At 32.7% G+C, this 15833-nt stretch carries 10 protein-coding genes; 9 read left to right on the forward strand and 1 reads right to left on the reverse strand.

All coding sequences use genetic code 11. From position 1 onward, the window contains the following. The first annotated feature begins 7 nt into the window (after positions 1-7). The 9 genes from RM51_RS07080 (at position 8) to RM51_RS19060 (ending at position 14349) form a co-directional block, all read left to right on the forward strand. Complete coding sequence (locus RM51_RS07080) at positions 8-556, forward strand: sugar transferase (RefSeq protein ID WP_039366833.1); 549 nt, start codon at positions 8-10, stop codon at positions 554-556. Between the two features lie 213 nt (positions 557-769). Next, a complete protein-coding gene (locus RM51_RS07085) occupies positions 770-1660 on the forward strand; it encodes a glycosyltransferase family 2 protein (protein ID WP_039366837.1) in 891 nt (296 codons plus the stop codon). Continuing rightward, positions 1660-2991 (forward strand): oligosaccharide flippase family protein, encoded by a 1332-nt coding sequence (locus RM51_RS07090; protein WP_039366840.1) that lies wholly within the window; start codon positions 1660-1662, stop codon positions 2989-2991. The genes RM51_RS07085 and RM51_RS07090 overlap by 1 nt, the downstream gene beginning before the upstream one ends. Then, entirely contained in the window at positions 2981-4033 is a 1053-nt protein-coding gene (locus RM51_RS07095) for a glycosyltransferase family protein (protein WP_039366844.1), read from the forward strand. Before RM51_RS07090 ends, RM51_RS07095 begins: the two co-directional genes overlap by 11 nt. 119 nt (positions 4034-4152) lie before the next feature. Then, positions 4153-5286: a DegT/DnrJ/EryC1/StrS family aminotransferase gene (locus tag RM51_RS07100; protein ID WP_039366846.1), complete on the forward strand. Its 1134-nt coding sequence runs from the start codon at positions 4153-4155 to the stop codon at positions 5284-5286. 257 nt (positions 5287-5543) lie between these two features. Further along, on the forward strand, positions 5544-9458 hold the full coding sequence (locus RM51_RS07105; protein WP_039366849.1) for a response regulator: 3915 nt from the start codon (positions 5544-5546) through the stop codon (positions 9456-9458). A gap of 18 nt (positions 9459-9476) precedes the next feature. Continuing rightward, positions 9477-9833: a response regulator transcription factor gene (locus tag RM51_RS07110; RefSeq protein WP_039366850.1), complete on the forward strand. Its 357-nt coding sequence runs from the start codon at positions 9477-9479 to the stop codon at positions 9831-9833. A gap of 5 nt (positions 9834-9838) precedes the next feature. Then, positions 9839-10912, forward strand: a complete 1074-nt coding sequence (locus tag RM51_RS07115) for a HEAT repeat domain-containing protein (protein WP_131667054.1) — start codon at positions 9839-9841, stop codon at positions 10910-10912. After that, positions 10909-14349 (forward strand): sulfatase-like hydrolase/transferase, encoded by a 3441-nt coding sequence (locus tag RM51_RS19060; protein ID WP_052248426.1) that lies wholly within the window; start codon positions 10909-10911, stop codon positions 14347-14349. The genes RM51_RS07115 and RM51_RS19060 overlap by 4 nt, the downstream gene beginning before the upstream one ends. Here RM51_RS19060 and RM51_RS07125 read toward each other — a convergent pair. Further along, on the reverse strand, positions 14346-15584 hold the full coding sequence (locus tag RM51_RS07125; protein ID WP_228375787.1) for a YaiO family outer membrane beta-barrel protein: 1239 nt from the start codon (positions 15582-15584) through the stop codon (positions 14346-14348). The two genes, RM51_RS19060 and RM51_RS07125, sit on opposite strands and share 4 nt — an antisense overlap. Between the last annotated feature and the right edge of the window lie 249 nt (positions 15585-15833).

Consider the following 15833-nt stretch of genomic DNA (forward strand, 5'->3'; position numbering starts at 1 on the left):
AAAAATTATGACTCGCATATTCGATTTTTTATTTTCATTTTTTGGGCTTTTATTCCTTTGGCCTATTCTTGTAATATTATATATTATTGGTTTATTTGATACAGGTTCACCAATATTTGTGCAGGAAAGAGTAGGACGGCATAAAAAACCGTTCAAACTGATTAAATTTAGAACGATGTATGTAAATACTAAATCTGTAGCTACGCATCTTTCAAACCAGGCATCAGTTACAAAATTTGGAAGTTTTTTACGTAAATCTAAACTGGATGAACTTCCACAATTGATTAATGTTTTAACAGGAGATATGAGTTTGGTAGGACCAAGACCAAATTTATTTAATCAGACTGAATTGATCGAAGAGAGAGACAAAAGAGGGGTCTATAATGTTGTGCCAGGAATTACAGGGCTTTCGCAAATCAACGAAATTGATATGTCAACACCAGTAGAACTTGCGATCAAAGATGCAGAAATGATTCAAAATCTTACACTTTCAGATTATTTCAGATATATTTTTGCAACTGTTGGTGGAAAAGGTCAAGGTGATAGAATTAAATAATTTTCTTTCACAACATAAAGGACGGAAGTTTTTAGATTAAGGAAATAAATTATACTTTCTTCTTACCATTATTGTAAGCAATCGCAATTAAAAACTCTTTTATTAACCCATTCTAAAAGCTATGTGCTAATAAAAATTTCTCAAAAGATAAAATTGATAATTACAACTTAAATACCAATATTTGCAAAGTAGAAATTCACATCAATATTATTTATGATATCTATAGTTACTGCATATTACAATAGGAAAGCTCTGTTTATAAGGACACTTGAAAGTCTTAATGCATATAGTGATAAGATTGATTTTGAAATGATTGTTGTAGATGATGGTAGTAAAGAAGAAGAACGATTAGAGGATTTACAACCAGTTTATCCGTTTTTGAAAGTTCATAGGATTGATCAAAAAGATAAGTGGTATTCTAATCCTTGCATACCTTTTAATATCGGATTTGAACTTGCAAAAGGAGATAAAATAATTCTCCAGAATCCAGAATGCTATCATTATAATAATATTTTAAAATATGTTAGTGAAAATCTATTTGATAATACCTATTTAAGTTTTGGTTGCTTTTCTTTGGATAAGGAAAATACAGATGATAATAAATTATTTTTAGACAGAAACAATATTGACAGGGTAATAAAACAATTTGCTCATATTGTAAAAATTGATGGAGGTTTGGGGTGGTATAATCATTCAAAATATAGACCTAAATCTTATCATTTCTGTACTGCAATTATGGCTAAAGATTTAGTTGACTTGGGAGGTTTTGACCCTAGATACGCTTTAGGACATGGCTTTGATGATGATGATCTAATTTTTAGAATTAGACAGAAAGGAATGAAAATCAAATTTGTAGATGATACAATAGTTTTACACCAAAATCATTATACAAAACCAATCAGCGCTGATGAACAAGAAATGAAATATATTAATGGCAGAGCGGAACGAAATAAATTGATTTTTCAAAGTATTACCAGTAGAAGTAAAATTTATAGAGCTAACTATTTAGAAATTAATAAATATAAACCTGAGTACCAAATCTGTCTGACTGATTTATTTCAAAAAATAAAGCTAAAATTAGCAAGAGCATTTAAGAGTAGATAATGAGTAAGCAAAATAAAACATTAATTAATAATGTTGCATCATTGAGTGTTGTGCAAATTGTTAACTATGTTTTTCCGTTAATTACCATCCCGTATGTTTCAAGAATTATTGGGCCAGAAGGCTTTGGAATTATTAGCTATATAACAGCATTTGTAAGTTATTTTATTTTAGTTGTCAACTTTGGGTTTGATTTTACAGCTACTAGAAAAATAGCTTCAAACCCAAACGATACACAACTTTTAGAAAATGTTTTTGTTGAAGTTTTTAATGCTAGAATAGTCCTATTTATATTAACAATTCCAATATATGTAGGATGTATTTTTTTGTTCCCTATTTTGTATGAAAATTTTTGGATAAGTTTAGTTCTCTATATAAATGTTCTATCGAATTTATTAACTCCTCAATATATTTTTCAAGGCTTACAAAAACTGGCGTTTTTTAGTAGAGTAAACCTTTTAAAAGGATTTGTTAATACAGCATTAATTTTTTTATTAATTCAAGACAAAAATGATTTATTACTTTATATAGGAATAGGTGTTTTTACTAATTTTTTACTTTCTTTTGTCTGGATTGTTTATATTTTTAAATTTTTAAAAATAAAATTTAAATTAAATTCTTTAAGAAACTCTAAAAATGCTCTGTTAAAGGATAAAAATGTCTTTTTCTCCTCAGTCATTTTTTCACTTTATACAACAACAAATATTGTTATTCTAGGTTTGTTTGATACTGCAGAGAATGTAGGTTATTACACAACTGCTCTTTCTCTTATAACCATAATACAAAGTATAATAAATATCCCGGTGGCTTCAGCTTTGTATCCTTATATAGGAAGGTCTTTTGCAGAAGGAAGAGAAATAGGTCTTGCTAAACTGAGGAAGATATTACCCATTGTTTTTTATCTTAATCTTTGTGTTGTTTTGGGGATTTTACTTTTAGCACCATTTCTCATTATATTAATTTTTGGTGAAAAATTTCACGGCTCCATTTTAATTGTAGAAATAATTTGTGTGTTACCCCTTATTTCAGGGATGAGTGGTTTAATGGGAGTGCAGACAATGCTCAATCTAAAATTGGATAAATTATTTCTTATGATAACTTCATTTGGAGCAGCCTTAAGTATAGTTCTTAATTTTGTTTTAGATTATTTCTTTGGAAATATAGGAACCGCATTTAGTTATCTTTTGACAGAAATTTTTATCATGTTTGGTTTATTTGTAGGGCTTAAAAAAAATAAAATTAATATTTTTAATTGGAATGATTTTAAGATTAAATCTATTATTTCACAAATTGTGATCATAAAAAGGCAAATGATTAAATCAAATGAAAAATAATTATAATATATATATCACGCATCTTCCTCAGACTATAAAGGAAGGAGGGATGGCTAGAAATAACGCTTTTTTTAATTATTTCTCTCAGAATCAGATATATACTGTAAATGTATTTAATACTATTTTTTTTTTTAGATTCTTATTCACCCTTAAAGCAATCTTAGAATTGAGTATAAGGAAAAATAAAGCAATATTTATTCACCAGGGAACTTTATTGTATTTATTTCCTATTAAAATTTTAAAAGTTAATTTTATTTTTAAGTTTGTATTATTCATTTTAAAAAGAAGTAGTAATAGAAATCAATTGACCGTTGAGATTAATGATTTGCCATATGAACAAGCTGTTGATTTAGAATTATTTGTAGATTCTTTTTATTTAAAATTTGAAAAGACTTTATTTTCATTTAAGGACGTTCATTTTATTTTTGCCTCTCATGAAATGGAAGCCTATGTGAAGGAAAAATTTAATTTAATAAAAACAGAGGTGATTATAAATGGTGGTGAAAAATTTAAAAATTCATTTTTAGACATTAAATATGAATGGGAAAATAGCTCTGTAATTAGTTTTATTTATGCTGGAACTTTGGATAAAGGGAGGCAAATTGAAGACTTAATCTTATTATTTAATAATAGAGAAAATGTGCAATTAATATTGATTGGTCTAAATGGTGAATGGATTAATAAAGAATACTGTTCTGAAAATATTATTTATCTGGGGAATTTTGAAGAAAAGATAGCACATCAAATTGTTTCTAAATGCGATATTGGAATTATTCCCTATAATGCAAATAGATTTTATTATAATTTGTGCTATCCTACAAAAGCTTCTTTTTATATTACAGCGGGTATTTCATTTCTATCAACTCCTCTCTTAGAATTAAAAAACGTTTTTGAAAAGTATAATTGTATTTTTTTTAAAGATATAAATGAATGGGATTCATTCTTAGAAAATTTAGAAGAGAATACAATAACAGAAAAAAATGAAATAATAAAAAATATTAATGAGAAATTTACTTGGAATTATTTGCTAAGTAAAAAATGAAATAATAAAAATTACTTTATATTAAATATTATTTAGGAATAATAACAGTAAATAAATACATCAAAAAACATTTGATTCGTGGAAAGATATATTAAATTTGTCTTTGAAAATTAATAAGAATGCAAAACAAAATATGGCTCTCTTCACCCCATCTTTCAGGAAAAGAACTTTCTTATATCAATGATGCTTTTGAGAAAAATTGGGTAACTTCAATCGGAGAGAATATTGATGGATTTGAACAGGATTTAAAAGAATGCTTAAGCAATCATCATGAAATAGTGTCGTTGAATTCGGCTACTTCTGCCATTCACTTAGCATTGGTAATGTTGAATGTTACGAAAAATGATGAAGTCCTTACGTCTACATTTTCATTTGTTGCTTCTGCTAATCCCATCACCTATTGCGGAGCTACTCCCATATTCATAGACTCAGAAAAAGAGACTTGGAATATGTGTCCAATTGCTTTAGAAGAATCAATCCAAGATAGAATTTCAAAAGGGAGAAAGCCAAAAGCAATTATTGTGGTGCATTTGTACGGAATGCCGGCAAAAATGGAAGAGATCAATGAAATTGCAACAAAATATGAGATTCCTGTGATTGAAGATGCTGCGGAAGCTTTAGGTTCTACTTATAAAAATCAGGCTTGCGGAACTTTTGGCCGTTTTGGAATTTTGTCTTTTAACGGAAATAAAATCATTACAACTTCTGGAGGAGGAGCTTTGGTTTGTCACAATCAGGAAGATAAAAATAAAGCCGTTTTTCTTTCAACTCAGGCAAGAGATAATGCACCTCATTATCAGCATTCTCACATCGGTTACAACTATCGTATGAGTAATATTGTTGCGGGAATAGGTCGTGGACAAATGGAAGTTTTACCCAATAGAGTAGAAGCTCGTAGAAAAATGCATGAATTTTACGTAGAGCTTTTCAGGAATATAAACGGTGTTGAAGTATTTTCAGAACCAACATCAGATTACTATTCAAATCATTGGCTGTCTGCTATTATTATTGATCCAAAAACCACGGGAAAAAATCGTGAAGAACTTCGTTTGGCTTTCTTAGACGATAATATAGAATCTCGTCCGCTATGGAAGCCTATGCATTTACAGCCTGTTTTTGCAGATGCTCCTTATTATGGAGGGAAAGTAGCTGAAGAATTATTTGATAATGGCTTATGTTTGCCTTCAGGTTCTAATCTTTCAGATTATGATCGCGAGAGAATCGCAACAGTGATAAAGAATTTCTTTAGTTAATAAACGCTAATTATCTTAGTGAATTTAAATAAAATAATAAAAATCAATCTGTAGGGCACTGCAGATTTTTTTATGGAAAAGATTTATTGTAGGGAGTTGTTGATATTTTACTTCAGAATATCTTTTTAATTCTTTATTTTTATAAAATATTAAAAAGCATGTTGAGAGCCGTATGATGGACATTAGTGATTAAAATTTCATTAATGAGTAATCTTTACAGGCTTTCAAGACTATAATAGAATACAAATTGATACTGTATGAGTAAATATCCTGTTCCTGAAAATGAAGCAGAAAGATTGGAAAGACTTCGAATCTATGATCTCTTAAACCTTGGGAAAGATCCTGATTTGGATGTTTTTGCAGAGGCAGCCTGTCTTATTGCCGATTGTCCGGCTTCATTGATTGCCATGATGGAGTTTGAGACACAGACCATCCAGAGCTGTGTAGGAATCTCTTTGGATTTTGTGGCGCGTAAAGATACAGTTTGCCAATATACGATCATGGATAAAGAAGTATTGGTGATTAACGATACTTTTGAAGACTATCGTTCATCTTCTAATGAGATTATCAGGGAAGGAGGAATTCGTTTTTACGCAGGTGTCCCATTGATCGATGAAGTAGGATTGGTTTTGGGAACAGTATGTGTGATAGATTATAAACCGAGAACACTTTCCGAGAAGCAAATACATTCTTTGAAGAAACTGGGCGAAGCGGTTACAAAAATATTGATAAGTAAAAGAAAAAATATTCAGGCCGAATATTTCTCTGAAACTTTTGCTATTACGAACAATATTATTTGTGTTCTGGATAATGGATTTAGATTAAAAAATATTAATCCGGCATTTGAAGATACCTTTAAGATAAATAAAAATGAGGCTTTTGAAAAAGATTTTATAAGTCTTTTAGGGAATAATAATGAAAAGCTAAGAGAATTCTGTAAAGACTTACCTGTAAAAGAAACTGAGATAGACTATACCTCGTTTACAACAACTGCAGAGGGAGATGAAATACTGATAGAATGGCATTTGAAACAGAATATCAATAAAACTGAGATTTTCTGCTTTGGAAGAAACATTACTCAGGAAAGTCAGGAACGTCAGAAATTGGAAAGCTCGGAACGCAGATTCAGAAACTTTTTCGAGAATGCAATCGGCTTGATGAGTATGCATGATATGGAGGGGAATATTCTGGCTGTGAATGAGAAAGGAAGAGAACTGCTGAAATTTAGTAAAGAAGAAGCAATCTCTTTAAATCTGAAAGATCTGGTTCCTAAAGATCATGTTGGTTTGTTGAATCAATATTTAGAGCGCATTGCTGTTAATAAAGAAGATTCAGGAATGATGATTCTTCAGGCGAAAAATGGAGAACAGATCTATTGGATGTACCATAATATGGTAGAAACTGACGAAAATGGCTCTCCATATGTGGTAAGTACGGCTCTGAACATGACCGAACGTATACAGCTGGAAAGAGATCTCATCAATACCAAAAAAATATTGGAACAAACCAGTTCTGTTGCTCAGGTAGGAGGATGGGAAATGAATCTTAAATCACGTACAATATTTTGGTCGGAATCAACAAAGGATATTCATAATGTTGATAAAAACTTCGTCCCTGACTTTGATACTTCCATTGGTTTTTATGAAGAGGAAAGTGAAAAGAGAATACGTTTCTTACTAAACAGAGCAATAGAAGAAGGAATTTCTTATGATGAAGAATTACAGCTTAAGAGAGAAGACGGAACGCTTATCTGGGTAAGAGTAAAAGGAATTCCAGAGTTTGAGAATGATAAATGCATAAGAGTTTTTGGAATTATTCAGGATATTGACGAAGCCAAAAAGCTATATTTGGAACTGGAGCGTAAAGAAGCCATGTTGCAATCTTTTGTGAATAATGTACCTGCTGCAGTTGCCATGTTCGATAAAGATCTGAACCATGTTTCCGTAAGTAAAAGATGGAAAGATGAATTCCATCAGGATAGTCAGGATCTTATAGGAAAAAACCTGTTTACCATTTATCCTAATGTTTCAGAAGAAAGGCAGAAAATTTATAAAGACGCCTTACAGGGAATACCTTATAAAAATGAAGATCAGGTATTTGAAATCGTTGGTTTTGAAGAACCTCAACATTTCAACTGGGAAGTAATTCCTTGGAATATGAGTGATGGTAAAACTGGTGGGGTGATTATTTTTACGCAGAATATTACCAATTCAGTAAAAATTAATGAAGAACTGAAAAAAGCCAAACAGCTTGCAGACTTGGCGAGTAAAGCTAAATCTGAGTTCCTGGCAAATATGAGCCATGAAATTCGTACCCCTTTAAATGGCGTGATAGGATTTTCGGATCTCTTATTAAAAACTCCGTTAAATGATCTACAGGTTCAGTATCTGAATTATATCAATGAGTCCGGAAACAGTTTATTAAATATTATTAACGATATTCTTGATTTCTCTAAAATAGAATCAGGTAAACTGGAGCTGTTTATAGACAAATACAATATCTATGATGTAGCCAATCAGGTGGTCAATGTTATTCTTTATCAGGCGCAAAGAAAAGATCTGGAATTGCTTCTGAATATTGAACAAGGATTGCCAAAAGCATTATGGATGGACGAATCCAGAATCAAGCAGGTATTGATTAACCTGTTAGGAAATGCTGTGAAATTCACAGGACAAGGTGAAATTGAGCTTAAAATAGAAAAACTGAGCGACAATGAAAAAACGGTTACCCTTCGCTTTTCTGTAAGAGATACAGGAATAGGAATTCCGATGGAAAAACAGCAGCGTATTTTCGATGCCTTTACTCAGGAAGACAGTTCAGTAAGTAAAAAATATGGAGGAACAGGTCTTGGATTGACTATTTCCAACAATATTCTGAAATATATGGGAAGCAATCTCTCGCTGAAAAGTGAGATAGGAGCAGGATCCGTATTCTTCTTTGATATTGAAATTCCATATGAGGTAGAAGATGTTGAGGATATCTCAGACTTAGCAATCGAGCGTGTACTTATTGTGGATGATAATGAAAACAACAGAATGATCCTGAAGTATATGTTGGAATATAAAAACATAAAATCTGAATTGGCAGCCAACGGATTGGAGGCTATTCAGTTGTTGATGCAGGGAGAACGTTTTGATGTCATCTTGATGGATTATCATATGCCGATATTATCAGGTCTTGAAACGATAGACAAGATAAAGGAGCTATTTGAAAAACAGGGAGAAATGACACCACTTATTGTGCTTCATACTTCTTCGGAAGAGCATGAAGTGATTTCTTCTTTCCGCCAGGATGAAAAATCGTATTGTTTGCTTAAACCGATTAAATCCGATGAGCTATATACGACATTACACCGCGCAATTCAGTATACCAAAAAAGATGCGGAAACCCCTGTTGCTAAGGTGAATAATGAGCAGTCCATATTTGAACAGCCTCTTAAAGTATTATTAGCCGATGACAATCCTGTGAATATGGCACTTAATCAAAGAATGATGAGTGCATTGACGCCTAATGCAAAACTGGTAGAGGTGGTAAACGGACAAGAAGCTTTAGATGAGTGTAAGAAAGAAGCCTTTGACCTTATTTTGATGGATGTACAAATGCCGGTAATGGATGGAATTGAAGCTACAAAGCATATTCGTTTGTTGCCTAATTATGTAGATATTCCTATTATTGGAGTTACAGCAGGAAATGTTACCGGAGAAAAAGAGAAATGCTTGGATTCCGGAATGACCGACTTTTTACCGAAACCGCTCAGACAGAATGATTTGTTGAATATGCTGAAAAAATATTTAGCACATGAAGAACAAACTGAGGTGGTAAAAGAAGAATGGCCTGCCGAAGAATATCTGAATATGGATATGCTGAAAGAGCAGATTGGAGATGATGAAGGATTTAAAGCTTTCTTCTTAAATCTGGTGATTCAGGAGCTTGACCAATCTTCAGGAAAACTAAAACAGATTGTAAAAGAAAGAGATTTGGAAGCTGCAAAAGCCTTTTTACATAAACTGAAAGGAACCTCAGGTACAGCCGGGCTATTTAAACTGGCGCAACAGGCTTTACACTGGGAAAAAAATATAGATCAGAATTCTGATTATGAAGAAATGGAAGCTTCTATAGCAAAAGAAATAGCAATAGGGGAGACCTTAATCAATAAACTAATAAATCAATAAAACTAAAAAAATATAAGTATGCTAATCTTGATTGCCGAAGATGATGAGTTAATATTAAAAACAATAGAACACAAACTATTAAAAGAAGGATATGACGTAATTGTTACACGCAATGGTAAAGACGCTATTGATACCATTAAAGACACAGAGATAGATCTCATTATTACAGACATTATGATGCCTTTTGCTTCAGGTACGGAAATACTTGCGGCAATCAGATCATTTGGTAGAAAAATACCGGTGATTATGCTTTCCAGTTTGGGACAGGAAGAAGTGGTGCTGGAAGCTTTCGATTTGGGAGCTTCAGACTTTATGGTAAAACCTTTCAGTCCGAATGAATTGACATTACGTATAAAAAGACTTACCGCTAAATAGAAAAAATGGCCACAATGTTTTTATATGTTTCGGTACACGAGCTGTTCCTTACTTTTTTAATCATACTGGTATTGGTACTGCTGTTAATTATAGTGGTGCTTTCCTATAGTTTTTATCAGTATAAAACCCTGAACCATATGCATAAATGGTCTGAGATGATCGACGAGAAAGTTTCAGAAGCCATTGTATATGGTCCGGAAGAAAAAAGAGAAGATGAAATTTTCAATACCTATTCACAGGAATCATCATTTAGAAATCTCTTTTTAGAAAGATTGGTGGCTTCCGAGAAAAAGTTTTCGGGAGGTGCACAAGACGAAATAAAGAAAATTTTCACAGATTATAATCTTCAAAAAGAAGCATTAAAAAAACTAGACCAAAAAAAGCCTCATATTATTGCAGAAGGTATTCAAGAGCTTACCGCAATGAAAGTAGAAACTGCGGTTCCTAAAATTATGCCTTTCCTGAATCACCCTTCCTCTCAGGTGTACCAGGAAGCGCAATATGCAATGGTGGTATTTAAGGGATTCCAAGGTTTACATTTCCTAAATGATTTTGCTTACATCATATCAGATTGGCAGCAGCTTCGTTTGCTCCGTTCTATCAATTTAGATCCGGATCAGTGTCAACAGGTAGTTAACGTTTGGCTGGATAGTCAAAATACTTCGGTAATTATTTTTGCATTGCGATTGTTGAGAAAATTTCAAATGCTGGGTTTTTATGACAAAGCAAAAGGATTGTTGGTTCATCCTGCTATGGATGTTCGTATAGAAGCTGTCAAGGCTTTACAATCATTAGAAAATACCTCCACCACTACAGAATTTAAAGAGATCTATGAAGAGCAGCCTTTAGAAGTACAGATAGAAATACTGAAGGCTATGAAACTATCTCATGACCCTCGTTGTGCCGATTTTTATAAAGAAAAATTAAACGGAACGAATCTTCCGGGGGTGAAAATTGCAGCGGCAGAAGCACTCCTGTCATTAGGATATCATGATTATCTTCTTGAAATCATTGAAAATGATGCTTCATGTCCGCAATTGGTTCAGATTATTAAACACGCATTACAAGAAAAAATATGATAGAATTCTCACATATCATTTATGAAATTGTTATTTGGCTGTTTTTAATCTACTCAGCAGCAGTTTTTCTCATCTATGCATGGATAGGAATTTATGCGTTGGGAGCGGTAATCCGATATAAAAATGAGAATACGTTTACAGATTACAGTATCATAGCAGCTAATCCTAATGCTCCGGTTTTCAGCCTTATTGCACCGGCATACAATGAAGGTATGACGATTGTTGATAATGTAAGATCTTTACTATCATTGTATTATCATAATCTTGAAATCATTATTGTAAATGATGGAAGTAAAGACGATTCCATGGAAAAGCTTATTCAAGCTTATGAACTGGAATCCGTTTCATTCTTTGTACAAGGTGACATCGAAACAAAACCCATACGCGGAATTTATAAAAGTAAAAATCCTGCTTTTAAAAAACTAATTGTTGTTGACAAAGAAAACGGAGGAAAAGCAGATGCTTTAAATGTAGGAGTTAACATCTCTTCCGGAGAATATATTGTTTGTATAGATGTAGACTGTATTCTTGAGCAGGATGCGGTGTTGAGATTAGCAAAACCATTCCTTGAGCAGACTGATAAAAAAGTAATTGCTTGTGGTGGGGTAATCCGTTTGGCAAACAACTGTAAAATAGAAAACGGTAAAGTTACCGATGTGAACATTCCTAAAACCTGGTTGGGAAGAAGTCAGGCATTAGAATACATCAGAGCATTTGTATTAGGTCGTATGGCTTGGTCAAGAGCATCAGGATTGATTTTGATTTCCGGAGCTTTCGGAGCTTTCGACAGAAGTATCGTGTTGGCTTGCGGCGGATACGATAAAAATACGGTGGGTGAAGATATGGAGTTGGTGGTACGAATGAGAAGGTACATGGAAGAAAAGAAAGAACCTTATGAAGTCGTAAATATTCCGGATCCGTTATGTTGGACAGAAGTACCAGAAACAAAAGACATCCTGAAAAAACAAAGAAACCGTTGGATGCGCGGTACCATGGAGACCCTTTGGAAGCATAGAAAACTGATGTTCAATCCTAATTACGGTAAATTGGGAATGGTAAGTCTTCCGTATTGGTTCTTTTTCGAATTTTTAGGTCCTTTGGTAGAATTTTCAGGAATTATCATATTCATCATTTTCTTGATCCTAGGAATCGTGAATTGGCCATTTTTTATGGTTCTTTTTGCTTTAGTGATATCTTCCGGAATTCTCTATTCTATATATGCTATTTTAGTTGATCTTATCAGTAGACAGGTTTATACCAAAAGAAAAGATTTCCTTACCTTAATACTTACTGCTGCTCTTGAGCCTTTCTATTTTCATCCGGTAGTTGTAAAAGCAGGAGTAAAAGGATTTGTAGATTATTTTAAAAAATCACATGCTTGGGGCGAAATGACCAGGCAAGGCTTTAGTCAGGAAGATAAAAATCTGCCTTGGAAGAAACGAGTGGTCGCCATACTTAAACTAGGTCTTAGACAATGGGGCGTTTTTGCAGTGGTGTTTTTGTCTTTATTCTTATTAGGAGTATTGGCAGAATGGGGATGGTATCGCTACAACTTCACAACACTTGAGACTTCTGTACTCGTAAAAGAACTCTTTATCAATAATATACTATTTGTATTTCAGCTTATTTTCGGAATAGGTATTCTTTATTTGATCCTCAATTTTATAAAAGAACAATGGGCGAAAATATTGGCTGTAACGTTGTTTACAAGTATTATTGTCGTTCAGTATGTATTATTCCTATACTTTTCAGAATCTCATAATGTATTGGGAGCAGATATATTCTACTACAGTGGAGATGAAATGAAGCAGATTCTTCAGGCAAGCGGAATGCTAAGCACCAAGAATATTGCATTAATGTGTATTTTGATTGTGGGGGCATTCATACCTTTCTGGTTTTCTGCCAAATCAATTTTTAAGTCATTCTACACGGGGGCAATCATGTTAGGAATAGGATTAATATCTTTTTTTATTCCTAAAAATGTTGTGAATTTTTCTGGTGCTAAAAATGAAAATGAATTTGAACAAAAAGCAGGGCAAAGCAAATGGGCCTACTTCTTAGACTCAAATGTTGATAATTTTATCAGCGATCATCCTGAAATATCAGATCTTCTAAATGATTCTGAAGCATTAGCCGCAGATCCCGAAATGCTTAATCAGGACTTTCCGTTTTGGAGAAAAGAAAAGACAAAAGATTTTTTAGGAGCTTACCTGAATCAATCCGCAACAACTCCGAATTTAGTCTTTGTTACCGTAGAAGGATTGGGTCATGCCTATAGCTCTCCGAATGGATATATCGGAAACTTTACACCGTTTATAGACTCTTTGACAAATAAAAGTTTGTATTGGGAGTTTAATTTAAGCTCTTCAGGAAGAACATTTGCGGCAATTCCCACACTTACGGGTTCCCTACCTTTTGGAAGAAACGGTTTTCTGGAAATAGAGAAGACACCAGAGAATTTTAATCTGTTCAATATCCTGAAAAAAAATGGATTTGAAACCGGGTTTTATTATGGTGGAAATGCTGAGTTCGATAGAATGAAGAACTTTTTAGAATACAGTAAAGTAGATCATATTATCGATCAGAAATCTTTTAAAGCTCCATATCGTAAGTTACCTCAGAATAATGGAGAAAGTTGGGGATATGAAGATCAGGCAATTTTTGGAAAAATGCTGGAAGTACAAAAGGTTCAGAATCAGCCTTACTTTAATATGCTCCTTACATTGTCTACTCATAATCCGTTTTTAATTAACAATTCAAAATATTACGAAACAGTATTTGATAAAAGGCTGAATTCAGGACAGATTACTGCATCACAAAAAAAATGGGCTTTGGAAAATAGAAAGCAACTGGTTTCTGTTCTCAATCTTGATGATGCATTGCAGAAATTCTTTGAAAACTATAAAAAACGTCCGGATTTTAACAATACGATTTTTGTGATTACCGGAGATCATAGCATGCCTGAAATTCCTTTTGAAACAAAAATCGACAGATACCATGTTCCTTTAATCATTTATTCACCATTATTAAAAGAAGCGAAACGTTTTAAAAAACATGTAAGTCATTTTGATCTGGCTCCGTCTATTTTGGCGTATTATAGAACAAATTATAAATTGACTACACCTTCTTCCATAGCTTGGATAGGAAAGGGATTGACAAACGATGATGAAATTGAAACTGAAGGGATTCCTTTAATGGAAAGTAAAAACCTGTTGATTGACTATGTATACCGAAAATATCACCTTGTAGATAATCAGCTATTTGCATTGCAGCCTAATCTTGATGAAGATGTAATCAATGACAAATCTATTGGAGGTGAAGTGATCAAGCGTTTCGGAGAATTTAAAACGAAGAATAATAAGTTTTCTTCTTCCGAAAAAGTAATGCCTGATTCTGTAGTCGCAAACTTTATGAACAAAAAAATACCAAAACCTTAAAAGGTTTTGGTATATCCTATCGTAATATCATATTGATTTCCTTTTTCATTCGGCCGGTATTCTTGGTTGTAATACATTGCCGAAACGGAAAATAAATTTGACTTATTAATTGAGAAATTATATTCTCCACCTATTTTAAAGGTCTTTAACTTGTAAGTTTCATTTTCCAAAAGGTTATTAATACTCTCTTCTGGGCTTATTCCTGTTCCGATCTGGAATCCAAAATAATCATAAGCACCTTTGGTGTAATAGCGCATTGTTCCGGTATAAGAATGAGAAATGTTTTTATTATCCGGAGAAATATAAGTGCGAAGATTAAACCAGAAGTTTTTGTAATACTTTCCTACAGAAGCGGTGTACATCCAGATATTACTGCTGAAATAAAGCTGTCTGTATCCTATTTCTCCTTCAAAACTGTGAGGAAGATTAGCGAAAAGAGAAACTCCTGTACGGTATTTTGGAAATATACCTACATCATTAGAATATCCTGCTCCAGCATATAAATAAAATGTTTTCGAAATTCTTGGATATGCTTCCAGTTCAATCTGAGTTCCGTTTTCTGCAAACTTATTGGCATAGTTACCTCTTATAATAAATGAACCAATAGAAGTAGCTCTTTTATAGCTAACTCCTATAATATGCCAGTCATCATTAAACTGTTTGTCAAAATGTGAATAATTATAAGTGATCCCTACAGCATTTTTAGATGTTAATTCCTTGATTCTTATAGAAAGCGCTCTGGCTTCCGTATTTTTAGGATTGATTTCCAGTACAGATGAGGTTGCTTTTTCCGCTTCAACAAATTGATTGTTGCTGTTATACACTTTTGCTTTTAATAATAGTAATTCTTCTGATTGAGGATGATAACTTAATCCTTTATCAATAATAGTGATTGCCTTGTCATATTGATTGTTCCAGTATTCAAGAGAAGCATACGCAATAAAGAAATCCTGATCTTTTACATTCTTCTGATCAAGTTTCTCAAAAACCTGTCTTGCCGAAGTAAGATCATCACTCCAAGTATACACTCTGCCTAAAAAAACAGAAATATCGGTATAATCCGGTGATTTATCCAATGCCTGTTGTGCAAGTTTAATGGCTGTAGGATAATCTTTTTCATCGAAAGCAGCTTTCCTTGCTTTAGCAAACAAATCATCTGAACTCAGATTTTCTTGGCCATATAAACTAAAAGGTAATAATAAGAAAAGTAAAAAACTAAAAAGTGTTTTCATCATAGAAATAAATAATATGGTAAAGCTAATATTTTTTATAGAAATTATAATAAAGATTTAAAATAGATTGTCAACTTATTTAATGTGTTTTTTGAAACTAAATGAGTGTTGAAGCGGATTTTAAATAATATGGGTAAAAAACATAAATAAAAAATTCCCCTAAATATGAAATAGTCAAAATTTTTTCATATTTTTACTAAGTATCTAATTGGTGAAAAATCTAATTGCGGGATATGTACTGTAAACACTTTA

The sequence above is a fragment of the Chryseobacterium taiwanense genome, assembly GCF_000813825.1.
Classification (GTDB): Bacteria; Bacteroidota; Bacteroidia; order Flavobacteriales; family Weeksellaceae; genus Chryseobacterium; species Chryseobacterium taiwanense.